The organism is Olivibacter sp. XZL3 (genome assembly GCF_004368405.1).
GTDB lineage: Bacteria > Bacteroidota > Bacteroidia > Sphingobacteriales > Sphingobacteriaceae > Olivibacter.
Genome location: NZ_SBJH01000001.1, coordinates 72,431 through 98,132, shown reverse-complemented (window position 1 = coordinate 98,132; position 25,702 = coordinate 72,431). Strand labels below are relative to the sequence as shown.

Sequence of the window (25,702 nt, the reverse complement as noted above, 5' to 3'; positions counted from 1 at the left end):
TAATTAAATCTAACGTTTTTGATGAAAACACTCCTTAAGTTTTTAAAATATCGTGTCCACTTTTTGCTGACGATTTACATAATTGGGTGTTATACGGCTTATATGAACCGGGGGATATACGTAACTCCGACAATAACATTAGGAGACGATTTTACTATAACGATCCTGCAGGGCCTAATTTTGGAGATGTTGTACCTTATACAGGACCAGATACCGCCTTTAATATCGCACCTCATACCACAAAATGGTATCAATTTGACCCGAACGATACCTTCGGTTATGCAATGATCAAGGATTTTATCTTAATGCGTTTGGGCGAGACTTATCTGTTACTGGCGGAAGCGCAATTTAGACAAGGTAAGCTGCAGGAGGCGGCAAATAGCATCAATGTGCTGAGGCAACGTGCCTTCCCGAATTACCCGGAAGAAGGACAGGTTTCTGCGGGAGATATGACACTCGATTTTATTTTGGATGAACGCGCAAGAGAACTGATTGGTGAAGAAAACCGAAGAATGACCCTGATGCGTACAAAAACGCTGGTGGAAAGAGCGATGAGATTGAACGCAAATAGTGCTGTACGTCCTATTACTGGTTTGACAGAACGGAATCAATTGCTGCCAATTCCTTTAAGAGAAATCCAACTGAATAAAGACGCTGTTTTGGAGCAAAATCCTGGCTATAATTAGGGTTTACTGTTTAGGTGAGAAAGGGGGAGGCTTGTAAAGGCCTCTTTCCTTTTCTTAAAATACCGCCTATAGAATAAGAATTTGCCCCGCTTACATGTTGCCTCAATCCCTTTATTTTGAAATGGGAGAGGAGGGCTTGGAGCGTTAAAGTAAAAGAAACACCATGAGTTTTTGCAATAGAGGTACATATATATTTTTCATATTGCTTTTGGGTGCTAACCTAATGGGCTTTGGCCAAGCCATTGATGATCCAAAAACAAGATCTGGCGTGTTTGAACTGGAAAATGCAGATTACAAAACAAGTCCCTATAGAAGCGAAGCATCAGGGGAAAAGAAGTGAAAATAATGGATAATGGAGTTTATCAATTGACTTTGATTCCATTGACAGGTTGGCAAAATATAGAGGTTGTAACCACCGAGGGGCTGCATCCGGAAGCGAAAACGAGCATGGTATTGAATGCGAAGGCTCATCATGAAGCGTCCGAGGGCCCCAAATGGTATATCACACTGATGCTATGGAAAAAATCCGGGGAGCGTTGGACGGAAGAAGAGCTGGACCCAATAAAGGATATTCGGTATTGGGATCATGGAAAGGGTTTAACGCTGCGCTTGAACGATGGGCAGGAGAAAAATATAAGTTTTAATGAAAGCAAGTAGGGCGGTGCAGTGATTGTTACCTGTCAGATAGATTGCTTATCTTAACGCAAATAAAAATGTACATGAGAAAGAATAGTATTGTTTTCATCTTCTTAGGGATTATCGGCATAAGTTTCTTTGGAACGGCTTCCAAAGCGCAAAAACTGCCGGATAAAGACGAGGTCATACAGATCGTTCGTCAAGTGAATGATTATTGGCAAGCCCGGCACCCGACGCATGGACGGGCCTTTTGGGATAATGCGGCCTACCATACCGGCAACATGGAGGCCTATAAACTTACCCAAGAGGAAAGATACCGTCAGTATGCTGAAGACTGGGCCGAACATAATGAGTGGAAAGGGGCAAAATCGACTGATAAAGCCACTTGGAAATATACCTATGGTGAAACGGACGATTTTGTATTGTTTGGTGATTGGCAGATATGTTTCCAAACTTACATTGATCTCTATAAGCTAGACCCCGAAGAGAAGAAAATAGCACGCGCCAAAGAAGTGATGCAATATCAGATGAGTACCGACAGAAACGATTACTGGTGGTGGGTGGACGGACTCTATATGGTGATGCCGGTGATGACGAAGTTATATACCGTAACAAAAGACCGACAATACTTGGATAAACTTTATGAATATTTCGCCTATGCCAAGAATTTGATGTACGACGAGGACGCCAAATTGTTCTATCGGGATGCAAAATATATTTACCCAAAGCACAAAACGTCCAACGGCAAAAAGGATTTTTGGGCACGCGGCGATGGTTGGCTGTTCGCGGGCTTGGCAAAGGTGCTGACCGACTTGCCAAAGGACGACGCGCATAGAAAGGAATATGAACAACTTTTTCGGGATATGGCAGCAGCGATTCAAAAAGCGCAGCAAAAGGAAGGCTATTGGACCCGTAGTATGTTGGATCCTCGACATGCACCCGGCTACGAAACAAGCGGTACGGCCTTTTTTACGTACGGTTACTTATGGGGAATCAATAATGGTTTGCTAAACGAAAAGGAGTACCTTCCGACGGTTAAAAGGGCTTGGAAGTACCTCAGCGAAATAGCCTTGCAACCGGGCGGTAAGATCGGTTATGTGCAGCCCATAGGAGAAAAAGCCATCCCGGGTCAGGTTGTCGACGTAAATTCTGAGGCGAACTTTGGCGTCGGTGCTTTCTTATTGGCATCGGCCGAACTGGCGCGCTATGTAGAGCGTATCAACTGACGCACAGACAATACGGTAATCGAAGATCTTTAGACTTTATGATAAATCAAATAAAATATGGCCCGACTTATAGGTAGTCTCCTTTTTGTATGGATCATGGTTCTTAACGCCTATGGACAAAATGATCAGCAGCGTCATCACTTTGAAATCGGTGAGAAACAATTTCTGTTGGATGGGAAGAATCTGCAGATCATCAGTGGGGAAATGCATTATGCGCGGATTCCCCGACCTTATTGGCGCGATCGACTAAAGAAAGCAAAAGCTATGGGCTTAAACGCCATTTGTACCTATATGTTCTGGAACGCTCATGAGCCCAAACCAGGGCAGTTCGATTTTTCAGATAATCTCGACATCCGGGAATTTTGTCGTATAGCGCAAGAGGAGGGTTTGTGGGTCATTATCCGACCTGGGCCCTATACCTGTGCCGAATGGGACCTCGGCGGGCTGCCCGCTTGGCTGCTCAAGAAGCGCGGTGTGGTTTTGCGTTCCTCCGACCCGAATTATATGCCGCCAACCCTTAAATTTTTAAAACGTGCCGTACAAGAGTTTAAGCCGAATTTAATTACACATGGCGGAAACGTGCTTATGGTGCAGGTTGAAAATGAATATGGGGTATACGCGGATGATAAAATATATATAACCGCTATTAAGAATACCTTATTGGAGGCTGGCGTTGACGTGCCTTTATTCCACTGCGATTGGGCGGGCAAGAACTACTACGATAAAGCGCATATAGACGGCGTTATGCCGTCGATCAATTTTGGCGGTGATGCCCAGAAGAACTTTGAGATTTTCGAACAATACGCGCCCAACGCGCCGCGATTTAACTCTGAATTTTGGACGGGTTGGTTCGACTATTGGGGCGGGAAGCACGAGGTGCATTCGGTGGAAGAGAAATTGGCCGATTTCAAATGGATGGTAGATAACGGGGTCTCCGTAAACTTATATATGTTCCATGGCGGGACAAGCAATGGCTTCTTTCCGGGGGCTAATGGTAGCAATACGTACTTCACGCCGTATATTACCAGCTATGATTACGATGCGTTGCTGGATGAAAGCGGCGAACCCACTGAAAAATATTTTGCCTTTCAAAAGGTAATTCTCGAGAAATATCCCGACTTACAGCTTCCGTCGCTACCAAGCCCTCTTAAGAAGATTTCCATTCCCGAGATTTCGCTAAAGCCTTATGCATCTTTAATGGCCAATTTACCGAACGGGAAGTTTTTTAACGAGCCAAAGACGATGGAAGAGCTCGATCAAATGAGCGGCTTGATTTTATATAGCCATACGTTTGAAGGCGCAAGGAAAGGTAACTTGGAAATCAAACGGGTGATGGACCGTGCGATGGTTTACGTGGACGGCGAATTGCTGGGAACCTTGGATCGCCGGCTCAATCAATCCAAATTGCCCCTGAATGTCGGGCCAGGAGAACATGAACTGGAGATTTTAGTCGAGCACCAAGCGAGGGTAAATTTTGGCAAGGCCATCGATCATGAACGGAAAGGCATTACAGAAGGTGTGTTCATTAATGGCGAAGCGCTGAAAGGATGGACTCACTTTTCCTTGCCGCTGGACAATACTAAAGGACTTAAGGCTGCTGAAATTCAGGAGGGTTATCCTGCTTTTTACCGATCGACCTTTGAAATATCGGAACTGGGAGATACCTATTTAGACACCCGGAACCTAGATAAAGGACTGCTTTGGATAAATGGTAAATTGATTGGCCGATATTGGTTCATTGGACCTCAACAAACCTTATTTGTGTCGGGATGCTGGTTAAAGCAGGGGAAAAATGATTTGCAGGTCTTGGAGATGGGTAAACCGAAAGGTTTGACGGTGACGGGCCTGACACAACAGGTTTGGGAAACAAAAGTGGACTCTTCACTAATGGTCAGTAAAGCAGGCGAAAAATTAATGCTCGACACCAAAGCAGCTGCCTACGAGGGCGTACTGAACGACAAAGAAGGATGGCAAGTGCTGGAGCTGGATAAAAGTCTTACAGGGCGCTACGTGCTATTCGAAACGGTTTCAGCTTACGATGGCTCGCCTTTTGCTTCTTTGGCTGAACTGCGTTTTCTGGATGAAAAGGGCAACGAAATCCCAAGGGAAGAGTATACCATACGCTATGCGGACAGTGAAGAGTTTGGAGAAGAAAACGGCTTAGCCACCCTGTTGATCGATAACCAACCAACGACATTCTGGCATAGCCAATGGAGCAAAGATAAGCCTAATCATCCGCATCAAATTGAGATTGATTTAGCCGCTCGAAGGACAATAACGGCCATACGGTATTTGCCGAGAATGAAAAACACAAACGGGCGGATTAAAGATTTTCGCCTTTATATCGCGGATGCACCTTTTGCTAAAAACCCAGCTCCTTAATTTAAAAAAACTCGCTGTATTACTGTTAATAAATGTCTGTCTTACGTTTTTGAAAACGTTGGCATTATTGGAAAAAAGATATACTTTTGAAAGGTAACCAGAAACATAACCATTTATGAACAACTCAAGAAGAAGCTTTATTAAAAAATCGACGGCGCTCGCTGCGGCCACAGGGTTATCTACCGCTTTTCCCGGTCTCTACGGTGTGGCGGCTGGACATACGCAACAGAAAGTGCGAGTAGGCGCTATTGGAATTAACGGAATGGGGTGGGCCGATTTAAACGCCATGCTGAAACACCCGGACGTAGTATGTACGGCACTTTGTGATGTAGATAATAATGTGCTGGATAAACGCAGCAAAGAGCTGAACGATCGGGGAATAAAGCCAAAACGGTATAGCAACTATCGCGATTTATTGGCTAGCAAGGAGGTGGATGTCGTCGTAATCGGTACGCCGGATCATTGGCACTGCTTGCAAATGATTGAAGCCTGTGAAGCAGGGAAGGATGTGTATGTGGAAAAACCCCTAGGCAATTCAATTACGGAGTGTAAAGCCATGGTGGCTGCTGCTAAAAAATACGACCGCGTAGTGCAGGTAGGCCAGTGGCAACGCAGCCAGAAGCATTTTAAGGATGCAATGGCTTTTGTTCATTCCGGAAAGTTGGGTAAGATCCGTTTGGTAAAGGCTTGGGCTTACCAAGGTTGGATGAAAAGTATACCGCTGAAGCCGGATGGACCGGTACCTGCAGGGGTGGATTACGATTTGTGGCTGGGCCCGGCAAAAAAGCGTCCGTTTAATCCCAACCGTTTTCATTTTGAGTTCAGGTGGTTTTGGGATTACGCAGGGGGCTTAATGACCGACTGGGGCGTTCACATGTTGGACTACGCTTTATTGGGTATGAAGGCGACTACACCAAAATCCATTATGGCAGCAGGAGGCAAATTTGCTTATCCGGACGATGCAGCCGAAACACCGGATACCTTAACAACGGTGTTTGAATTTGATGATTTTAATATCCAATGGGAGCATGCGAACGGCATTGACGGCGGCCCCTACGGACGAAACCATGGCGTTGCTTTTATCGGTAATAACGGAACCCTGGTGGTTGACCGCGAAGGGTGGGAAGTGATTCCGGAAGGAGACCGCATGGCGGCGACGCCTCTGCAAAAAAGGGTGGATAACGGGCTAGATCTGCATGCGGCAAATTTTATCGAAGCGGTAAAGAGCCGCGACAAAGCGTCTTTGAATACGCCTATTGAAGCAGGAGCTCATATCGCTATATTTTCGCAAATGGGTAATATTGCTTATCGTACAGGGAAAAAGATTTACTGGGATGAGGCAAAGGGCTCGTTTAATGACGCCGATGCCGACAAGCTGATCACTGCGTCCTACAATAACGGATATAAAATACCTTTAGTTTAGTATATGTTAACATTCAATAGATCCAGTATTTACGGTGTCTCTTTATTGTTCGTCTTGTTAGTCGGGAAAGGACCGTTTATCTCGGCGCAGAACTTGCCAAAGCCTATGGCCGAAAAGGATTATATGGGCTATCTTTTCGCTTACTTCACGGGAAACCAACAGGAAGAAGAGGCGGTTCGATTCGCCCTCAGCTTGGATGGTTACCACTATAAGGCCTTAAATAAAAATCTGCCTGTGCTCGATTCTAAAAAAATCAGTACTACCGGCGGAGTGCGTGATCCGCATATCCTCCGCAGTGAAGATGGAAAAACTTTTTATATGGTGCTGACAGACATGGTTTCTGCAAAGGGCTGGGATTCTAATAGAGCCATGGTGTTATTGAAATCGGTCGACTTGATCAACTGGACCTCACACGTCGTCAATATACAACAGCGATACGCTAATCAGGAAAAACTGCTACGCGTATGGGCCCCTCAAACGATCTATGATCCGCAGGTTAAAAAATACATGGTATACTGGTCGATGAAACATGGAGACGAACCGGATAAGATTTACTATGCTTACGCAAATCCGGATTTTTCAGATTTAGAGGGTGAGCCGAAACAACTGTTTTTTCCCTCAAACGGGAAATCTTGCATAGATGGGGATATTGTACTTAAAGATAGCACTTATTATTTGTTTTATAAGACAGAAGGGCACGGTAACGGTATTAAGGTGGCTAAATCAGCTTCGCTTACAAGTGGGCACTGGGATGAGTCGCCCGATTATAAACAGCAGACAACAGACGCCGTAGAAGGCTCCTGTGTGTTTAAACAAATCGGAACGGACACCTATGTGCTGATGTACGACGTATACGGAAAAGGAAAATATCAGTTCACAAAAAGCACCGACCTCGAAAATTTTTCGGTTATCGATGACGAGGTCTCTATGGACTTCCATCCACGCCATGGCACAGTGATACCCATCACGAGGACGGAGTTGAACCGGCTTATCAATCGATGGGGAAACCCCGGCTTGGAGCTGGGATCCATTCATCAGAACCCTGTGCTGGAAGGTTATTACGCCGACCCGGAAATACTTTATGCCGAAAAGACTAAAAAGTACTATTTGTATCCTACCAGTGACGGGTTTGATCACTGGGGTGGTTATTACTTCAAGGCTTTTTCGTCTGATAATCTGGTCGACTGGAAAGATGAGGGGATTATTCTCGACTTGAAAAAAGAGGTGCCATGGGCAGGTCGAAACGCTTGGGCTCCTGCTATTGAAGAAAAAAAGGTCAACGGTGCGTACAAGTATTTTTATTATTACTCCGGTGCCCAGAAAATTGGTGTAGCCGTAGCCGATGACCCCGCCGGGCCATTTCGGGATATTGGAAAACCGTTGATTGCAACAAAGCCGCCCGGTGTCCGAGGTGGTCAGGAGATCGATCCAGATGTGTTCACAGACCCTAAATCGGGTAAAAGCTATCTATATTGGGGGAATGGGTATATGGCTGTCGCCGAGTTGAATAAGGATATGGTTTCTATTAAAGAAAATACCTTGAAAGTTATCACCCCAGATAAAACGTTCCGCGAGGGTACCTATGTTTTCTATAGAAAAGGGCGCTATTATTTTCTTTGGTCGGAAGATGATACACGCAGCGAAAACTATCGTGTTCGCTATGGAACAAGTAAGTCGCCTTTAGGGCCTATTGAAATTCCTGAAAACAACTTAATATTGGCCAAGAATCCCGCTTTGGGTATTTACGGCACCGGTCATAATTCGGTCTTGCAGATCCCCGGAAAAGATGAATGGTATATCGTATACCATCGTTTTAGCCGACCTGATGGCATTAAAATGGGTGATGCCGCGGGCTACCATCGCGAAGTGTGCATGGATAGGCTGTTCTTCAGCGCGCAAGGGGAGATTGAGCCGGTTAAACCAAGCTTGGAAGGCATACGGGCTTCGACTGAATAAGAGGAGATAGCTCCGTTTGACGAATAGACGCTTGGCAGTTTCGAATTCTAAGTAAAATCCAGCGTAACGGTAAAACGTTGCCGAGATATAATGATAATACCATTGAGAAAACAACTTTTTTGTAAGCGCATTTACCACTATTTATTAGCAGGCATTTTGATTTGCCTATTCGAAAGCCTCGCTGCCCAAACGAAGGTCGAACCTGCCGTCAAGCTATATCCCGTTGGCGAAGCATGGGCGAAAAACTCCATTAATGCTATTATCTTTAGAAAGAACTCTCTTGTTACTTTTAAGAAGCATCAATATATCGCTTTTTATAACGAACAAGGTAAGGTGGTGATCGGCAAAAGGAAAATAGGCATGAGCGATTGGACGCTTGTGACTACCGATTACGCAGGCAACGTAAAGGACGCGCATAATACTATCAGCATCATGGTAGATGGTGATGGGTATTTACATCTGTCGTGGGATCACCATAACAATCCACTTAACTATTGTCGAAGTAAAATACCGGAATCCCTAGAAATGGGTCCTAAAATGGCGATGACCGGAAGCCAGGAAACAAGGGTGGCTTATCCTGAGTTTTATAAGTTGGCAAACGGCGATCTGCTTTTTACTTACAGAAACGGCGAATCCGGCAAAGGAAACCTGATATTGAATCGCTATGATCATCTGCGCAAGAAATGGTCTACCCTCCATGATAACTTAATCAATGGCGAAGGCCAGCGGAACGCTTATATCCAGACAACGGTCGATAAGAAAGGCATTATTCACCTCTCATGGGTGTGGCGGACCAGTGCAGATGTATCAACGAACCATAATATGTGTTATGCCCGTTCAACAGATGGCGGCCAAACTTGGGAAAGGAGCAATGGAGAGGGATATACGCTGCCGATAACAGCCGCAAATGCCGAAATAGCAGCGCTTATACCGCCTAATAGTGAGCTTATCAATCAAACGTCGATGACGACCGATGACGGAGGGAACCCTGTAATTGCCACCTATTGGAAGGAGTCGGCAAAAGAAGTACCCCAATATCATCTGATTTATCTGGAGGATGGCCTATGGAAGATAAGAATGCTGCCTTTCAGAAAAACGGACTTTTCCTTAAGTGGTGTAGGAACTAAACGAATTCCGATTTCAAGGCCGCAAATATTGGCTAGCCGGCATAAGGGGAAGTCGTTGTTTTATATGATCTTCAGAGACGAAGAGCGCCGTGGGCGGGTTTCACTCGCTAAGGTGACGACCGATGAGGGCGACCGTTTGGAGATCGTGGATCTTTTTGATGAGGATATGGGCGCCTGGGAGCCTACCTTCGATACGGAACTCTGGAAAAATAAAAAACGCATCAGCCTTTATTTACAAAAAGTTGAACAGGCAGATTTGGAAGGCCAGACAGATTTTCCTCCTCAAATGGTCAGTGTATTGGAATGGAAACCTTAACGCTGTAACCTATAAGAAATACGTACGCTGGTGCATGAATCCTTCCGCGCGCCCTATGCCTTTTGCTCCAAAACATCTTCCTTTTTCATTTGTTATTCTTATAAAAAAAACGTAACTTTAATATTACGTTAAAGCTAACTTATTTTATAAACAATTAAAACTGAATGCTATGCTAAGCCATCACGTATCCCATAGGGCAGAGAGGCATCACCCGCTTTGGCTGGAAATAACCAGAATCGTGCTTTCTCTCGTAATTCTTTGGAAAGGACTTGAGTTTATCGCAAATATCCACGTCTTTACGGATATCATGATGAACAGTTCAGTCCCAGTAGCCATCTTAATGAGCGTATTGGTCCATACCATCATCGTGGCGCACATTTTTGGTGCGATCGCGCTGTTTACGGGCAGCTACGTACGTATTGCCTGTATTTTGCAAATGCCTGTTGTGTTAATGGCCCTGCTCTTTAGAGATCTCGCGAAAGACGTGCTAAATCCGTACGCTGCGGTATGGGTAAGTGTTGCCATCTTATGCGCCCTGGTGCTGGTGCTCTTGAGGGATAAACACGACACGGCAGACAATCGGCTTGTCCGAAATAAAAATTAGTGTCAATATACTTTCTTTTTGAAAAGTTAAGCCATGGGTATTATTTTTGATGTAAGATAAACCCATGGTTAAAAAACTGGTACTGCTATATCTATTTTTCTTGCCGCTTTTGCGCCTGTCTGCACAACAGCAAGCGGATTTTTCGAGCTTTATCCACGCTGCTCATCCTTGGGTGGATTCGATGTTTAATCGCTTAAGTCAAAATGAAAAGATTGCGCAACTCTTTATGGTAAGGGCCCATACTAATTTAGGCCAGCGGTATATCGATTCAGTAGCAAAAGTAATTTCGGACGAGCAACTGGGTGGAGTGGTGTTCTTTCAGGGAGGCCCCCGCAGGCATGCTGCTGCCATAAACGCTTATCAGGCGCGCGCCAAGGTGCCACTACTGATGGCACTGGATGGCGAATGGGGCCTCGGCATGCGCTTAGGTGATTCCACCGTGTCTTATCCCTACCAAATGACTTTAGGGGCTGTTCGGGACGAACGGCTTTTGTACAACATGGGACGCGAAATTGCAAAGGACTTTAAGCGACTGGGCTTAAACGTGAATTTTGCGCCGGTAGTGGACATAAATAACAACCCGAGAAATCCCGTCATTAATTTTCGCTCCTTCGGCGAAAATAAGGAAAACGTTACCCGCAAAGCGAGTGCTTATATGCGGGGTATGATGGATGAACATATCCTGATTACCTTAAAACATTTTCCAGGCCACGGCGATACCGAAGTTGATTCACATAAAGATTTGCCGCAGTTAGCTTTTAGTCGGGCCCGACTTGATTCGCTTGAATTATATCCTTTTAGGCGATTGATCCGGGAGGGCGCATCGGGCGTCATGGTGGCGCATATGAATATCCCGGCTTTAGACAAAACGCCCAATCTGCCCTCTTCACTGTCGCCCTTGGCAATTAATGGGCTCCTTAAAAGGGATCTTGGCTTTAAAGGATTGGTCTTTACGGATGCCATGGACATGAACGGTGTGGTCAAGTACTTCAGAAACGGAGAGGCTGATGTGCGAGCTGTTATCGCCGGAAACGACATCCTGGAGTTATCTCAAAACACGAAAAGAGCGATATCCATGGTGGCTAAAGCCATTAAAGACAAGCGAATTAGCCAGGCAGAACTTGACGCCAAAGTGAAAAAAATTCTGGCGGCAAAACTGTGGCTTGGTTTAGACAAAAGACAAGTAGTGCCGCTTAATGGGCTCTATAGAGAATTGAATCGGCCAGAAACAAAAAAATTGAAGCAAAGCCTCGCCGATGCGGCGGTCACTTTATTGAAGGGCGATAGCCTAATCCGCGCAATCGATTATACGAAACGTACAGCGATTATCAGTATAGGCGACCGCGAATTGACGACCTTTCAGAACGAGTTGGAAAGCAAGTTCGATAATGCGTTGAAATTTGTTATTGCACCCGATGCCAAACCAAATGATATCGCCAAAGTATCTGTTGAATTGATTCGCTATAAGCAAATTATTGTGGCGCTTCATGATGTAAGGAAATCCCCGCAAAGCAAAATTAATTTCAGTGGTACCGTTCGCTTGTTCATTAACGAGTTGGCGAATATGAATAGTATTTTTTGCGTCTTCGCTAATCCCTATGCCTTGGCAGGGATGCCCGGTATTGAGGCCTGTAAAAGTATGGTGGTCGGCTATCAAAACGACGATGAGCTGCAAAGGGCCGGGGCGAAAGTTATCTTACGCAGCTTGACGCCAAGCGGAAAACTGCCAGTCACAGTTAATACCTTCTTTAGATATGGAGATGGATTATAGCTTTTAGGGCCTGTTTTTGCGTTTTTATCCAATGGAATTGCATAAACGAGAGCTATTGCTCTTGCTTGGCTATAATCCGGTTGCATAAAACAGCAATTATCTTTATGTTTGGTTTTTACTAATTGATATGTTAAGAAAAGCCTGTCTGATTCTTTTGCTAGTTGTGACCGTTTCGCGCCAACTTTCTGCTCAATCGCATACCCCGTTTATTGACTTTATTAATCAAGAACATGAATGGGTAGATTCTGTTTTCAAGAAACTAAATAAAAGGGAGCGGATAGCGCAGATGTTCATGGTTCGCGCGCACACGAACTTAGGGGATGCTTATAGCGATTCGGTCGCCAAAGTAATTAAAAAGCAAAAGTTGGGCGGTGTAGTGCTTTTTCAGGGTGGCCCACATAGGCATGCTGATCTTATCAACAGGTATCAACAACTTTCGAAAGTCCCTTTGTTGATGGCCTTAGATGGGGAATGGGGACTGGGAATGCGCTTGATGGATTCCACTGTTTCTTTTCCTTATCAAATGGCTTTAGGCGCTGTGCAAAATGAACAGCTCATTTACGAAATGGGGCAGGAAGTGGCCCGTCATTTTAAGCGAATTGGTCTGAACATCAATTTCGCGCCGGACGTCGATGTGAACAATAACCCTAACAATCCGGTTATCAACTTCCGTTCTTTTGGTGAAAACAAGTTCAATGTGACCCGAAAAGGAGGTGCCTACATGAAGGGAATGATGGACGCCGGCCTTATCATCACGCTGAAACATTTTCCGGGGCACGGAGATACTGACGTAGACTCTCATTACGACCTGCCGAGTTTGAACTTTACAACAGCCCGTTTAGACTCGCTTGAGATGTACCCCTTCCGTGAACTGATTAAGCAGGGAGCGTCTGGAGTGATGGTGGCACATATGAATATCCCGGCCTTAGATACAACCGCCAACCTGCCTTCTTCGCTTTCAAAGAACGTCATTACCGGTATCTTGAAAGAAAAAATGGGTTTTAGAGGCCTTACCTTTACCGATGCCATGGATATGAAGGGCGTGGTCAAATATTTTCAGAATGGCGAAGCCGATGTGCGGGCCATTATAGCGGGAAACGACGTTTTGGAGCTGTCGGAAAACAGTAAACGTGCTATTAAGAAAGTGAGAAAAGCGATTCGAAAAGACCGGCTCTCTTGGAATGATATCAATGCTCGGGTCAAGAAGATCTTGGCTGCTAAATACTGGTTAGGATTGAACCAGTGGCAGGTAACAGCCACAGAGAATCTGTATCAAGACCTTAACAACGAACAGGCAAGAGCGCTGAATCAGCAATTGGCCGATGCCGCCATTACACTATTGAAGGGAGATAGCTTAATCAGACAGCTAAAGCCAACGGAAAGAACAGCATTAGTAAGCATTGGCGTTGATGAATTGAGTACCTTTCAGCAACTGTTAGGCGCCCATTTTGAAAACAGTTTACATTTTGTATTACCGGCAAAGGCAACGGGTGCTGAAGTCGCTAAAGTGGCGGATGAACTTAAAAATTATAAGCAGGTCCTCGTAGCCGTGCACGACCAACGATTGCGGCCGCAAAGCAAGTTGAATTATAGTCAGGAAGTCAATCTCTTTATTAGCGAGCTGGCTGGCAAAAATGCCGTATTCAATGTCTTTGCAAATCCTTATAGCATTGCCGCATTTCCGGGTTTAGAAGATGCCGGTGCACTCGTAGTAGCTTATCAAAACGATGCCAGCTTCCAGCGGGCCGTTGCTAAATTGATTACAGGTCAATTAAAAGCAAGTGGCAGGTTGCCAGTAACCGTCAATAGCTTTTTTAAATATGGTGATGGGCTTTAGTTGTGCGCTCTTTCGCCGCGCAGGCGACCAGATTTGCTTAGTCAATAGCTGGACAAAACCGAAGAGCGTAACGATGAGTTCATGAACTCCTTAGAAACAAACATACGCGAATAAATTAGGCTTGTGAAGCCTGTGGTAGATTTGATACAAAGCGTCGATGGCGCAGTCGGCGTCTCTTGCTCAATCCGCTTTGCCTCTGCTGAAGCCCTTATGCGTACCCGCATAACAAATGCCAATAAAGGAAGTCACGAGGGCTCTTAGAAGGATTAGCTAAATGAAACCTTATTTTTTTAGACTTACATAGGAAATTGCTGCTCGAGTATTCATTACAACGTTCTTTCAACAGACAATGATCGTAAATAAGGCTATTCCAAGATAAGATAATCAATTTTAAAATAGATTTGAAAAGAAAGTGCTCGTATCGGATATACGTCGTTAATAAATTAATGTCTTTTCAGATAACGAAATATTGATTTAACGAAAATATGCCAAACAAAACGATTTTTTTTGTTTAAAACGATTTTTTTACGAAAAAAATACTAACTTTCTGGTAAAAATATTCGTGTATGAAAACATTTAGACCTATTCGAATTATTTTTACAACGATTTTGTTTTGTTTATGTGTTTCTTGCCAAAAAACATCAAATCGTGCGGACGGCCGTAATATTTCGGCAGAAACAAATTATGAAACCGATGTGAGTCTGACAATAACCAGCTCGGATAAGCTCTCTGCGTCCATAAATATGGGAATCGTTTCATTTGCTTACTCTGCGGAGACAGATAATGGCCGTACTTCATCTAAATTAATATCAGGCAAAGGAGGTGAACAGGTCGAGACCGATTTTATTTTGGATGAAAATCTGGACGGCTTTAAATTCGATCTTCATAATAAGGTCGTTGAGCAAGCAAATAAGTTGTTATCTACATTTACGACTGAAGAGATACGGTATATCACTGGACAGTATGAAATATTTGGCAGAAAGATTCTGTCATCTAAAGAAATTATAAAAACTTCCCCGTTGGCCCAATCCATCTATTTTCACAACGCGGTATTGAATGTGGTTAACAGAAGTCTTCAGAACGGCGAAGAGTGTAACTGCACTCCGGATCCTGCTTATTACGTAAACAAGGGTCCTTTCTTTTGTCAAGAAGACCTTAAAATTAATACTAAGGCTGTGCTTGCCATTGTGCAGAATGTGAAAACTGATCGAAAAGACGAAATCGAAAAGATAGCCGACTATATACGTGCGCATGCGAGTGAAGATGAAATTTCTATAGATAGGCTATATGGATTATTTGAAACAAAAAAAAGCTTCCAGGCAAGAGTCGCGAAGTATAATGCCTTTTATAAAGGAGCGAGAACAACTAGCTCTTCTTCCATTACTGGAAGACTGGACGCCACCGCCTATACAGAAGAGCCCGATTGTCAAGATGGACCAAGTGGCAGTGATATCGGTTGTTGCGGTAATTATTCCGGCTGTTGTTGGTTATCTGCAGGCTTATGTTTAGCTCATGATATCATTTGTTGGTGTTGTGACGATTGGTATTGCCTATGGGGCTGTGAACCAGAAGCTAGTTGTTAGTTAGTTATGAAAAAAATAATACAACTACTAGCTTTAACCTCCCTAATGCTGAATGGGATTTATCTTGCATTGTGGATAAACACATTTAGAAAGTTTACAAGCTATGTGGGACGTATGGAGCATTATCGTCAATATATTCCCGGCTTTGTCAGCCCCAAAGGATTCAACTTTTTCTTAATCGCTCTCACGGTCTTGGCTATCGGATTTCTTCTTGTTCATCGAAGGAATTTGTTTTTCAATATCATTCTGGTTTTTGAATTTTTGTTTGCAGGTTTCTATATCTGGGGACTTTTATAGTTAGTTTTTAAGTGTCTGAAACAAAGTTAAACCTCACAATCCGCGATAAAAAGAGAGTAGCATTCTTGGTGTTACAGGTTCCGCCGAAAAAAGTCTGAAATCTGAATTAGATACCTTCCTTTTTTTTGCTAAGTCTTGCTTTCTGCCTTGAAAAGTTTACAAGAACGTCAAGAATTTGTTATCTTGCTTTTTATAAACAAGAAACTTGAAGAATGAACCAATATGAACCTATCATACGGATACAGAATCTTCATAAAAGTTATGGCGATAAAGAGGTCTTGAAAGGGATTGACCTTGAAATTTATCCAGGTGAAGTAATCGGTTACATTGGCCCCAATGGCGCCGGTAAATCAACAACGGTTAAAATTCTGACCGGACTCATTGAGGATTTCGAAGGCAACATCACTATTGATCAAATGCACTTAAAAGACCAAGTGTTGCCTATTAAAGCGATTATGGGCTATGTGCCGGAGAACGCGGAGCTGTACGACGTGTTAAGCCCTTTAGAATACCTCGACTTTGTTGGCAAACTGTATGGGATGGATGCATCTGTAATAACGGAGCGAGCGACAAGACTGTTAACTGCTTTCGGGCTGGGTGAATCGTTCAATAAACGGATGGATACCTTTTCTAAAGGGATGAAACAAAAAGTGTTGCTGGTATCCGGTATTATTCATAATCCGAAAATACTTATTCTTGACGAACCCTTGTCGGGTTTAGATGCGAATGCCGTGATTATTGTTAAGGAACTCATATCCTTGCTAGCTAAGGAGGGAAAGACCATTTTTTACTGCTCGCATATGATGGATGTGGTAGAAAAAGTCTCGGATAGGATCTTATTGATCAATAAGGGACGTATCGTAGCGAATGGCACATTTGAACAACTGAAAGCCGATCATGGTAACTCCCTTGAGCATATTTTTGCAAAACTCACTGGTCACGCAGAAAGTTCGGGCAGTGCTGCGAATATCATGTCGGCTTTTGAGTAATTTAAAATGTGAGCTAGCCCACATTGAAAATATATCCCATGAATAATTTCATCATTCGATTTATATTGCTTTTTAGCCCCCTCTATCGTAAAATAGGGTGCAATACGGCACAATTGGAAGTCATTCTTCGCACCAAACTGTTAATGGACGATCGAAGACCGATGACCGCTTTTGGCGGTAAAGCTAAAAAGGAAAGCAATTACAGTTCTTGGATCAACTTTTTATTGCTCATGGTGATGGGCTGTGTGTTGCTTTTATTCCTTTTTTCGATTAGCCAGTCCTACCTGTCCTTTACGATTTACTTTGGGATGTTTATGTCCATGCTCTGTTTGAGTTTAATCGCCGACTTTTCTGTTATTCTTTTGGACAGTAAGGATAACTTCATCCTATTACCTCGGCCGGTGGACGATCGCACGCTCTCAATGAGCCGAATCTTGCACATTGGTATAAGTGTATTTAAGCAAGCGCTCGGTTTGGCATTACCCGGCCTGCTTTTTACGACTGTCAGTAGAGGCGGATTGGCAGGCTTTATTTTCGTTGCTCAGATGATGATCGCAACCATACTTTCTGTGTTATTCGTAAATTTATTTTATCTGGTCGCCATGCGATTAGTCTCCCTACAGCGATTTAAAGATATTGTCGCTTATTTACAGATTTTTTTTTCTGTGCTTATTTTTGCCTTGTATTATACAATGCCTACCCTACTGGAGAGTGCCTTGGTACAGCAGCTTGATTTTACGGCTACTCCTTGGCTGTGGCTTACGCCTAGTGCCTGGATCAGCGGATTGCAGGAAATCGGTGAAGGTCACTGGTCTTTATTGGCCTGCTCGCTATCACTGATGGCCGTGTTAAGTCCGCTATTGGCCCTATGGCTAATGGTCGGAAAGTTCACCTCCGGGTTTAATGCGATGCTGGCCAGTTTGCAAACGAGTGACGAAGTAATGCCAAAGGAAGAGGTGCGCCCGTCGCGATACAGCCTTGGCGATAGGATGGCTGCGGTGCTAACTACCAGTTCATTGGAAAATGCGGGCTTTGGCTTGGTTTGGCGGCTTACAGCTCGTACCCGCGAATTTAAAATCAAGGTATACCCTTCGATAGCCTACGTTGCTGTTTACTTTTTCTTTATGTTTTTTGTCCGTAATAAGGGCAATGCCGGTATGTCTTGGGCCGAAAGGTGGGATGACGCCCTGGCACAGCACAGTTATCTGTTTATCTTTTATTTTTCCTTGTTTACCTTGTTGACAGTATTTCAGTTTATAACCCAAAGTGAGAAATATAAGGCAGCTTGGATTTATTTTGTAGCGCCTGTCCAACAACCGGGATTGCTCATGTCGGGTGTGCTGAAAGCAGCCTTCGTTAAATTTTATCTGCCTTTTACAACTGTGTTCGCTGCTTTAGGTCTTGCTTTTATCGGCCCTTCGGTAATAAACGATGTGCTTCTATCGATGGCCGTAGGCGGAATAGCAGCCATTCTCATTTGTTTGTTTACGGTAACAGGCTATCCTTTTAGTCAACCGATTAAAAAAACAGAAGGCCGGTTTCTGGCCAATTTACTGCTTATAGGCTTAATAAGCGCTATTGGTTTTGGGCATTATTTAGTTGTAAAATATGAATGGCTGGTTTGGATACTCATGATATTGGCCGCCGGAACTTTCTTTCTCCTATTGCACTATTTTAAGAAAGAATCTTGGGAGAAAGCAGAATTTCGGGATGAGTGAGTTTTGCAGGTTCCCTTGACCACTGTTTTATTTCATAGATAGGGCTTTCCTCATAGCGCGAAGCGACCGACACGTTTACACCGTCGGCATGTGCTGAAAACAGCGTTGCAACCAATTCCGGACAATTGTTGTCTTTTGATAAATGCGATAAAAAGAGGTGACTCAGTTGCTCAGTTCGATGGTTTAAAAAGAGCGCTAAGGCCTCTCGATTTGAAAGGTGCCCATGACCACCGCGAATCCGGTTTTTCAAGAAGTAGGGATAGCGACCGCTCTCCAACATCTCTTCATCATAGTTTGCTTCCAAAAAGACGGCGTGACATCGGCTGAAATGATATTGCACACGCTCACATACCTGGCCTAAATCCGTGAAAACGCCTATCCGCACGCCTCCTCCCTCTACGACAAAGCTGTAAGGATCCACTGCGTCGTGGTATTTTGCAAAGGGAGTGACCTGGAAACTACCAATCTGAATGGGATCCGACGAATGAAATAGATGGAGCTGCTCCGTTGGTATGGAGAAGCGGGTTGCCGCCAAGGTTTGCCGATTTATATATACAGGGATACGGTATTTTAAACTCAGTCGGCATAAACCCTTTATATGGTCGCTATGCTCGTGTGATATAAAGATGGCTTTTATCGTTTGCACCGGTAAATCCAAGCGGGCCATGCGCCGTTCTATCTCACGGCACGATATCCCCGCATCAATTAAAACAGCTTCGTCACCGTTACCGATATAGTAACAATTACCGTTGCTGCCAGAATTAATTGAGGTGACGAAAAGCGACATGTGCGCAAATTTAATGATTTTCCGGATTACTACCTAGCCTTGTCACCATTCCATGGACTAGGCCTTTTATTCCTTCGAAACAGCTATGCAGCGGGGCGACAGCGCTTCTGGAACAATGGCCTTCTCGGATGAGCGTAAAGAAAATTCATGCTCAAAACCCAAACAAAAAGGCGGGCATAGCTGTACCTACGTTAAGTTTAGTTATGGAATATATCGACTATTACAAAATACTGGGGGTTGAAAAAAATGCGTCTCAAGAGGACATAAAAAAGGCATATCGTAAGCTTGCCCGAAAGCTGCATCCCGATTTAAACCCAGATGACAAAGAAGCGCAAAAGAGGTTTCAGGAATTGAATGAGGCCAATGAAGTATTGAGCGATCCGGAAAAACGGAAAAAGTATGATCAGTATGGTAAAGACTGGAAGCATGCGGAAGCTTATGAGCAGGCGCGGCAGTCGCAGCCTGGGGGCGACCAATATGCCCGGGGAAACCCTTTTGGCAATCAAAATCCTTTCGAAGGCGGTTTTGCGGATTCGGCGAGCGATTTTTCTTCCGATGACTTTTCCGACTTCTTCGCTTCTATGTTCGGAGGAGGTGGGCGGAGGAGTCGGAGCCAATTTAAAGGGCAGGACTACCGCGCCGAGCTTCAGCTAAGTTTGCGAGAGGCAGCGGAAACCCATAAACGGACACTGACGGTGAATGGAAAGAAGCTTCGTATTACCATCCCCGCCGGTGTAGAAAACGGACAGGAAATTCGGTTAAAAGGGCAGGGAGGCCCCGGCGTTAATAATGGTCCGGCGGGCGACCTCTATATTACTTTTGTAATTGGTGACGATCCCGTCTTTAAGCGGTTAAAGGACGACTTGTACGTGACCCGAGAGATTGACTTGTATACAGCGGTATTAGGAGGTGAAGTGATGGTCGACACACTAAGCTCGAAGGTTAAGTTGAAGGTCGGCCCCGGAACCCAGAATGGTATGAAAGTACGGTTAAAAGGAAAGGGCTTTCCCGTTTATAAAAGCGAAGGTCAATTTGGAGATCTTATTGTAACTTACCAAGTAAAAATACCGACAGACTTAAACGACGAACAACGCCAACTTTTTAAACAGTTAGCCAATTTGAATACTAAATAAAAAATACATGGGAACCACATTGATTTTGGTTAAAGACTATTGTACGCAAAGTGCCGTTGAGGAGACCTTTATCCGTGCGCTCTACGAAGAAGGTCTGATTGAGGTAAGAATAGAGGCGAATGAGTGGTATATCGATGCCGACCAACTACGGGATTTGGAGCAGTTTCGGCAATGGCATTACGATTTGCATATTAATGTGGAAGGCATCGATGCCATGCGTCATCTAGTAAAAAAAATAAGGACTATGCAAGCGGAAATCGGCTTATTGAAAAACCGACTGAGGTTGCATGAAGAAGGGTGGTAGTATAGTAGCTGTCTAAATTAGATCATTTGATTACCTGACCTACATTTTAGACAGCTAGCATTCCTTTATTGAAGCATAGCGCGCAACATCCACGCCATTGACTCGTGTTGCTCCATCAGGCCGGTCAAGAAATCCGCGGTGCCTGCATCCTTATAGTCATCTTGAATAGGATCAATCGACCGACGAATTTCGCGAATAATGGTTTCATGATCTTCTAAAAGTGCTTCGATCATCACTTCCGCAGAAGAACCATCGTCTGTATGTTCCAAGAGATCGGTTTCGCTAAGGAACTGTTGTAAGGTGCCCAGCGAATAATGGCCCAGTTTACGGATGCGCTCCGCTACACCGTCCATGATCTCCGCAAGCTCTTTGTACTGCGACTCAAAAAATAGATGAAGGTCGTGAAAGTGTATGCCCTTCACATTCCAGTGAAATTTGCGGGTCTTGGTATACAAGATAAATTCGTCGGCAAGCAAATGATTCAGTTTGTTCGCTACCGTTTGGCGATTGTCTTCAGAGATGCCAATGTCAATTTTTGCAGTTTTTACCAGTGCCATGATTGTGTTTATTTATCGTTTATCAAATATCTGTTACCGCCTTTCAGCTAAACTTCTGTATGATCCTTGATCCGTTTAAGTTGTAGCGAGAAAACAATTGTTACTACGCCCGCTATAAGGAACGCAAAGGCGGTCCAACCGACAATCGTTGCAATGCCGATAACGGGGTTGAAAATCATACTTAAGCCAAACAGAATGGTTAAAATCCCGCCCGCCAAAATCCAGCCCCAGCCTTTCACCGCTAAGTTGTTAAGTTGAAAAGCATAGCTGCTCAATGAAGCCCCAAGTAATAATACATAGAAGCCCACCAAGAAGGGAAGGATGCTCATGGAGAGACCCGGATATAAGAGTAGGACGAAACCGAGTATAATGTCGAGGATACCGGCGGCTATCGTCCAGCCCCAGTGGTGTAGGCGCCTGCGATTTCCCAAGGCAAACGATAACTCCATGATTCCGTTGAGAAAAATAAGTCCTCCAAAAAATACCGATAAGCCGAGAAAGCTTGCTAAAGGATTGGAAATCGTGTAGAGCCCGGCGATCAATAATAGAACGCCAATGATCGTGAAAAGCCACCAGTTTTTGACCTCACGTTTGATTTCTTGCATGAATGTTGCCATGTTCAGTAATATAAGATGAATTTCTGTACGATATCAAAGTTAAGGTATTGAGATCATGCGTGTTGTGATAACAATCACCCTAAATGATGTGTTTGGTCACCTTTATACTTTATTTCACTGGCATGACAATTAGCTGCCGGTTTCGTAAAATTCAAGTGGCAGCCCATCCGGATCTTCAAAGAAGGTAAATCGCTTCCCCGTAAGTTCGTCAATGCGAATCGGTTCCGTTGCTATCCTATGCCGTGTCAAATGATCAATGGCGCTTTCCAAGTTATCAACGGCAAAAGCCAAATGCCGCAACCCACATGCTTCCGGTCGACTGATGCGCTTAGGAGGGGCTGGAAAGGAAAATAGTTCGATGATATAGAAGTCGTTTAACGATAAATCCAGTTTGTAGGAATGCCGCTCTGCGCGGTATGTTTCTGCGAGTATGTCAAATCCGAGCACTTTTGTGTAGAACTCTTTTGATCGCGTGTAATCGGAACAAATAATGGCAATGTGATGAACCGATTGTATAAATGGGTGTTCCATACGGATGTTTTTAGCTAAGTTAACGCTTTTGGCTGCAAAAAAAGTAACATTCTTATGGAAATAGAATGAAAGCACTTTTTTTAATTAAAAAAAGCTATTTTAGTGAAAAACTTGCCTTAAGCTATTTTTTTAAAAAAAAATACAAGAATTCCAGTGGATGGATGTACTTTTTGGCGATTTTAACTTTTTATTTTCTAATTTAAGTATGCACTATGCGAAAAATCTTACCCTTTTGCCTGCTCTTTTTTAGTTTTTACTTTCTGAAAGGCCAGGAAACCTTTCCTGTTAATGGTTCACATGATAAACGTCCGAAGAAATATGCGTTTGTCAATGCGAACATCATAACAAAAGCAGGGCAAAGCATCAAAAATGGAACCTTGCTAGTAAACGATAAGGTTATTGAGGCCGTTGGAGCCGGACAAAAAGTTCCCGCGGGCTATATAACCATCGATTTAGCGGGTAAATTTATCTATCCATCGCTGATCGATCCTTTTACTACTTATGGCGTGCCGGGCGAAGCTAAGGAAACCCGCTCCTTTGGAAGAGCCGCACAAGTGTTAACTTCCACGAAGAACGGCCCCTACGCGTGGAATGAAGCGGTACGTCCGGAAACCCGTGCTATCGATGTATTTACCCATGATCAGAAACAAGCCGAACAATTAAAAAAGATCGGCTTTGGAGCGGTACAAACCTTGGTTAAAGACGGTATAGCACGTGGAAGTAGCGCGGTGGTCGCACTGAATACAAACAGCGATAACGAGGTCGTCATTATCCCGGATGCGGCAGCACATTACTCATTTGATAAAGGTTCTGCTAAGACATCGTATCCGGCTTCCTTAATGGGGAGTATTGCATTGCTGCGACAAACTTATTATGATGCTCAATGGTATCAGCAGCAGAAAAAGGAATTCAATATTTCCTTGGAAGCCTTCAATAAATGGCAGTCCTTACCACAGTTCTTTGAAGTGAACGATGTATTAGACGTCTTAAGAGCTGATAAAATAGCAAAGGAATTCGGCAAACAATACATAATCAAAACCGGCGGAAATGATTACCAACGTATTAAGGAGATCAAAGCAACGGGTGCCAGCTTGGTAGTGCCATTGAACTTTCCAAAAGCTTACGATGTAGAAGATCCTTATGAAGCGAACAAACTGTCGCTGGCCCAACTGAAACATTGGGAACTAGCCGCTAGCAATCCTGCCACTTTGGAAAAAGAGGGAATTTCTTTTGCCTTAACGGCGAGTGGCTTAGACAATGTCCGTGATTTTTGGCCTAATGTACGGAAGGCAATCCAATACGGATTAAGCGAGGATGCCGCGCTAAGGGCTTTGACAGAAACACCTGCGGCATTTTTAGGGGCGACCGACCGATTGGGTACCTTGGAAAAAGGCAAATTGGCGAGTTTTATCATTACGTCCGACAGTTTGTTCAAAGAGGGAAACATCATTTATGAAAACTGGGTTGAAGGCGACAAGTACGTCGCTAACCAAGGAGCCGGCAAAGATCTGAGAGGCGAATACGCAAGCACCATCGATGATTTTGGTCCGGCCAAGTTGGCTATAGGCGGAAAGCCTGGAAAATACGAGGCTTTTATCAGCAAAGCAGATGACACCACCAAAACAAAAGTGAATTTAGTGGTAGATGGCGATTTACTGAGCCTCAGTTTCAATCCGAAAGGTGCTAAGAAAAGTTACCGCATCAGTGCCTACGTAATGGCTACCGAGCCGCTTCAGTTAAAAGGCGAAGTGAATCGCGAGGACGGCAGCAGCACTGCTTGGTCGGCCTCTTATACCGGTGCTTATACCCAAAAAGCGGAGAAGAACGCAGGGGATAAGCCTCTGGAGCTCGGAAAGATTATTTATCCTTTCGCTTCTTTCGGCTACGAGCAAGCGCCTCAGGCGACCGCTATTTTGCTAAAGAATGCGACGGTATGGACAAACGAAGCAGAGGGAATATTGGAAGGCGCAGACGTTTTGATCGCTGACGGAAAAATAAAGGCTATAGGAAAGAATCTAAGTGGAGGCGGTGCCACCGTGGTCGATGCAAGCGGTAAACATATAACGGCAGGTATCATCGACGAACACTCACATATTGCTATTTCAAGAGGAATAAACGAGGGAACGCAGTCGGTTACGGCAGAAGTACGTATCGGCGATATTATTAATTCGGAAGATGTTAATATTTACCGACAATTGGCGGGTGGCGTAACAAGTTCACATATATTGCACGGGTCGGCAAACGCCATTGGCGGACAATCTCAACTGATCAAACTACGTTGGGGTAAATCACCGGAAGAACTTAAGTTTGGCGGTAGTGACGGCTTCATAAAATTTGCACTCGGTGAAAATGTAAAGCAGAGTAATTGGGGCGATATTGCGCGCGTACGCTTTCCACAAACCAGAATGGGCGTGGAACAGGTTTACGTAGATGCCTTTACCCGTGCAAAGGAGTATAAAGCGAAATTGGCTATGAAGGGCAGTAATACGCGCCGCGACTTAGAATTGGACGCGTTGGTAGAGATATTGGATAATAAGCGTTTTATTACCTGCCACTCCTACGTTCAATCGGAGATCAACATGCTCATGCACTTAGCGGATAGCCTTGGCTTCAAGATCAACACGTTTACGCATATTTTGGAGGGTTACAAGCTCGCCGATCGTATGGCAGCAAGAAGCATCGCGGGGGCGACCTTCGCCGATTGGTGGGCTTATAAAATGGAGGTGCAAGAGGCGATACCCTACAATGCTTATTTAATGGAGAAGCAGGGCGTTGTAACAGCGATTAATTCGGACGATGCCGAGATGGCACGTCGATTAAACCAAGAGGCCGCAAAAGTGATTAAATATGGCGGTTTAACAGAGGAAGAGGCTTGGAAATTGGTGACTCTCAATCCGGCTAAGATGCTACATATCGATAATAGAGTCGGCAGTTTAAAGGTAGGCAAGGATGCCGACGTGGTTGTGTGGAGCGACAATCCGTTAACGATCTATGCACGGGCCGAGAAGACTTTTGTTGACGGCGTCAAGTACTGGGACGTGGAGGAAGATCAAAAATTGCGCGACCTGCAACAAAAAGAGAAGGCCCGTCTTATAGCAAAATCACTGGAAGAAAAAGGGAAAGGGAATGCTACGCAAAAGGCCACGGAGAAAACAACGATGGTTTATCACTGCGAAACACTCTCAGGCGATAATAACGAGGACGTCAACCATAACTAATACG

At 44.3% G+C, this 25,702-nt stretch carries 21 protein-coding genes; 17 read left to right on the top strand and 4 right to left on the bottom strand.

Annotation, left to right across the window (positions count from 1 at the left end; translation table 11 throughout):
• Positions 1-86 precede the first annotated feature (86 nt).
• From EPX21_RS00440 to EPX21_RS00380, 14 genes are all read left to right on the top strand, one after another.
• Positions 87-686: a RagB/SusD family nutrient uptake outer membrane protein gene (locus EPX21_RS00440; RefSeq protein ID WP_240768430.1), complete on the top strand. Its 600-nt coding sequence runs from the start codon at positions 87-89 to the stop codon at positions 684-686.
• Between the two features lie 163 nt (positions 687-849).
• Positions 850-1,026 (top strand): hypothetical protein, encoded by a 177-nt coding sequence (locus EPX21_RS22555; protein ID WP_166670637.1) that lies wholly within the window; start codon positions 850-852, stop codon positions 1,024-1,026.
• A 5-nt stretch (positions 1,027-1,031) separates the two neighbouring features.
• Entirely contained in the window at positions 1,032-1,343 is a 312-nt protein-coding gene (locus EPX21_RS00435; protein ID WP_134087705.1) for a hypothetical protein, read from the top strand.
• A gap of 62 nt (positions 1,344-1,405) precedes the next feature.
• Positions 1,406-2,548, top strand: a complete 1,143-nt coding sequence (locus tag EPX21_RS00430; RefSeq protein WP_134087704.1) for a glycoside hydrolase family 88 protein — start codon at positions 1,406-1,408, stop codon at positions 2,546-2,548.
• Between the two features lie 57 nt (positions 2,549-2,605).
• The gene (locus EPX21_RS00425; RefSeq protein ID WP_134087703.1) at positions 2,606-4,930 is read left to right on the top strand and encodes a beta-galactosidase; all 2,325 of its coding nucleotides are present in this window, start codon (positions 2,606-2,608) and stop codon (positions 4,928-4,930) included.
• 115 nt (positions 4,931-5,045) lie between these two features.
• On the top strand, positions 5,046-6,353 hold the full coding sequence (locus EPX21_RS00420) for a Gfo/Idh/MocA family protein (RefSeq protein WP_134087702.1): 1,308 nt from the start codon (positions 5,046-5,048) through the stop codon (positions 6,351-6,353).
• Between the two features lie 3 nt (positions 6,354-6,356).
• A complete protein-coding gene (locus tag EPX21_RS00415) occupies positions 6,357-8,309 on the top strand; it encodes a family 43 glycosylhydrolase (RefSeq protein ID WP_134087701.1) in 1,953 nt (650 codons plus the stop codon).
• Positions 8,310-8,399: 90 nt separating this feature from the next.
• Positions 8,400-9,752 carry a BNR repeat-containing protein gene (locus EPX21_RS00410; protein ID WP_134087700.1) on the top strand — a complete coding sequence of 451 codons (1,353 nt, stop codon included), beginning with the start codon at positions 8,400-8,402 and terminating at the stop codon, positions 9,750-9,752.
• A 169-nt stretch (positions 9,753-9,921) separates the two neighbouring features.
• Positions 9,922-10,356, top strand: coding sequence for a DoxX family membrane protein (locus EPX21_RS00405; protein WP_134087699.1), 435 nt, complete (start codon positions 9,922-9,924; stop codon positions 10,354-10,356).
• A 64-nt stretch (positions 10,357-10,420) separates the two neighbouring features.
• Positions 10,421-12,127, top strand: coding sequence for a glycoside hydrolase family 3 protein (locus EPX21_RS00400; protein WP_134087698.1), 1,707 nt, complete (start codon positions 10,421-10,423; stop codon positions 12,125-12,127).
• 127 nt (positions 12,128-12,254) lie between these two features.
• Entirely contained in the window at positions 12,255-13,964 is a 1,710-nt protein-coding gene (locus EPX21_RS00395; protein WP_134087697.1) for a glycoside hydrolase family 3 protein, read from the top strand.
• Positions 13,965-14,530: 566 nt separating this feature from the next.
• Positions 14,531-15,547 carry a hypothetical protein gene (locus tag EPX21_RS00390; protein WP_134087696.1) on the top strand — a complete coding sequence of 339 codons (1,017 nt, stop codon included), beginning with the start codon at positions 14,531-14,533 and terminating at the stop codon, positions 15,545-15,547.
• 509 nt (positions 15,548-16,056) lie between these two features.
• Positions 16,057-16,833: an ABC transporter ATP-binding protein gene (locus EPX21_RS00385; RefSeq protein WP_134087695.1), complete on the top strand. Its 777-nt coding sequence runs from the start codon at positions 16,057-16,059 to the stop codon at positions 16,831-16,833.
• Positions 16,834-16,871: 38 nt separating this feature from the next.
• Positions 16,872-18,551: a hypothetical protein gene (locus EPX21_RS00380; RefSeq protein WP_134087694.1), complete on the top strand. Its 1,680-nt coding sequence runs from the start codon at positions 16,872-16,874 to the stop codon at positions 18,549-18,551.
• On the opposite strand, the gene EPX21_RS00375 is transcribed toward EPX21_RS00380, so the two are convergent.
• Positions 18,508-19,338: an MBL fold metallo-hydrolase gene (locus tag EPX21_RS00375; RefSeq protein WP_134087693.1), complete on the bottom strand. Its 831-nt coding sequence runs from the start codon at positions 19,336-19,338 to the stop codon at positions 18,508-18,510. The genes EPX21_RS00380 and EPX21_RS00375 overlap by 44 nt on opposite strands.
• A gap of 203 nt (positions 19,339-19,541) precedes the next feature.
• On the opposite strand from EPX21_RS00375, the gene EPX21_RS00370 reads away from it, so the two are divergent.
• Entirely contained in the window at positions 19,542-20,471 is a 930-nt protein-coding gene (locus tag EPX21_RS00370; RefSeq protein ID WP_134087710.1) for a DnaJ C-terminal domain-containing protein, read from the top strand.
• A gap of 7 nt (positions 20,472-20,478) precedes the next feature.
• Complete coding sequence (locus tag EPX21_RS00365) at positions 20,479-20,775, top strand: chaperone modulator CbpM (RefSeq protein ID WP_134087692.1); 297 nt, start codon at positions 20,479-20,481, stop codon at positions 20,773-20,775.
• 65 nt (positions 20,776-20,840) lie between these two features.
• Here EPX21_RS00365 and EPX21_RS00360 read toward each other — a convergent pair whose 3' ends face one another.
• The 3 genes from EPX21_RS00360 to EPX21_RS00350 all read right to left on the bottom strand — a co-directional run bounded on the left by EPX21_RS00360 (position 20,841) and on the right by EPX21_RS00350 (position 22,480).
• A complete protein-coding gene (locus tag EPX21_RS00360) occupies positions 20,841-21,332 on the bottom strand; it encodes a Dps family protein (protein ID WP_134087691.1) in 492 nt (163 codons plus the stop codon).
• Positions 21,333-21,379: 47 nt separating this feature from the next.
• On the bottom strand, positions 21,380-21,949 hold the full coding sequence (locus EPX21_RS00355) for an HdeD family acid-resistance protein (RefSeq protein WP_134087690.1): 570 nt from the start codon (positions 21,947-21,949) through the stop codon (positions 21,380-21,382).
• Positions 21,950-22,078: 129 nt separating this feature from the next.
• On the bottom strand, positions 22,079-22,480 hold the full coding sequence (locus EPX21_RS00350; protein WP_134087689.1) for a VOC family protein: 402 nt from the start codon (positions 22,478-22,480) through the stop codon (positions 22,079-22,081).
• A gap of 212 nt (positions 22,481-22,692) precedes the next feature.
• On the opposite strand from EPX21_RS00350, the gene EPX21_RS00345 reads away from it, so the two are divergent.
• Entirely contained in the window at positions 22,693-25,698 is a 3,006-nt protein-coding gene (locus EPX21_RS00345) for an amidohydrolase family protein (protein ID WP_134087688.1), read from the top strand.
• Positions 25,699-25,702 lie beyond the last annotated feature (4 nt).

Excerpts from the sequence above, each read along its gene's own strand:
- EPX21_RS00415 (WP_134087701.1), top strand. The coding sequence starts at position 6,357 with ATGTTAACATTCAATAGATCCAGTATTTACGGTGTCTCTTTATTGTTC.
- EPX21_RS00370 (WP_134087710.1), top strand. The coding sequence starts at position 19,542 with ATGGAATATATCGACTATTACAAAATACTGGGGGTTGAAAAAAATGCG.
- EPX21_RS00360 (WP_134087691.1), bottom strand. The coding sequence starts at position 21,332 with ATGGCACTGGTAAAAACTGCAAAAATTGACATTGGCATCTCTGAAGAC.
- EPX21_RS00400 (WP_134087698.1), top strand. The coding sequence starts at position 10,421 with ATGGTTAAAAAACTGGTACTGCTATATCTATTTTTCTTGCCGCTTTTG.
- EPX21_RS00350 (WP_134087689.1), bottom strand. The coding sequence starts at position 22,480 with ATGGAACACCCATTTATACAATCGGTTCATCACATTGCCATTATTTGT.
- EPX21_RS00380 (WP_134087694.1), top strand. The coding sequence starts at position 16,872 with ATGAATAATTTCATCATTCGATTTATATTGCTTTTTAGCCCCCTCTAT.
- EPX21_RS00410 (WP_134087700.1), top strand. The coding sequence starts at position 8,400 with ATGATAATACCATTGAGAAAACAACTTTTTTGTAAGCGCATTTACCAC.
- EPX21_RS00345 (WP_134087688.1), top strand. The coding sequence starts at position 22,693 with ATGCGAAAAATCTTACCCTTTTGCCTGCTCTTTTTTAGTTTTTACTTT.
- EPX21_RS00375 (WP_134087693.1), bottom strand. The coding sequence starts at position 19,338 with ATGTCGCTTTTCGTCACCTCAATTAATTCTGGCAGCAACGGTAATTGT.
- EPX21_RS00365 (WP_134087692.1), top strand. The coding sequence starts at position 20,479 with ATGGGAACCACATTGATTTTGGTTAAAGACTATTGTACGCAAAGTGCC.
- EPX21_RS00395 (WP_134087697.1), top strand. The coding sequence starts at position 12,255 with ATGTTAAGAAAAGCCTGTCTGATTCTTTTGCTAGTTGTGACCGTTTCG.
- EPX21_RS00405 (WP_134087699.1), top strand. The coding sequence starts at position 9,922 with ATGCTAAGCCATCACGTATCCCATAGGGCAGAGAGGCATCACCCGCTT.
- EPX21_RS00430 (WP_134087704.1), top strand. The coding sequence starts at position 1,406 with ATGAGAAAGAATAGTATTGTTTTCATCTTCTTAGGGATTATCGGCATA.
- EPX21_RS22555 (WP_166670637.1), top strand. The coding sequence starts at position 850 with ATGAGTTTTTGCAATAGAGGTACATATATATTTTTCATATTGCTTTTG.
- EPX21_RS00435 (WP_134087705.1), top strand. The coding sequence starts at position 1,032 with ATGGATAATGGAGTTTATCAATTGACTTTGATTCCATTGACAGGTTGG.
- EPX21_RS00385 (WP_134087695.1), top strand. The coding sequence starts at position 16,057 with ATGAACCAATATGAACCTATCATACGGATACAGAATCTTCATAAAAGT.
- EPX21_RS00390 (WP_134087696.1), top strand. The coding sequence starts at position 14,531 with ATGAAAACATTTAGACCTATTCGAATTATTTTTACAACGATTTTGTTT.
- EPX21_RS00420 (WP_134087702.1), top strand. The coding sequence starts at position 5,046 with ATGAACAACTCAAGAAGAAGCTTTATTAAAAAATCGACGGCGCTCGCT.
- EPX21_RS00425 (WP_134087703.1), top strand. The coding sequence starts at position 2,606 with ATGGCCCGACTTATAGGTAGTCTCCTTTTTGTATGGATCATGGTTCTT.
- EPX21_RS00355 (WP_134087690.1), bottom strand. The coding sequence starts at position 21,949 with ATGGCAACATTCATGCAAGAAATCAAACGTGAGGTCAAAAACTGGTGG.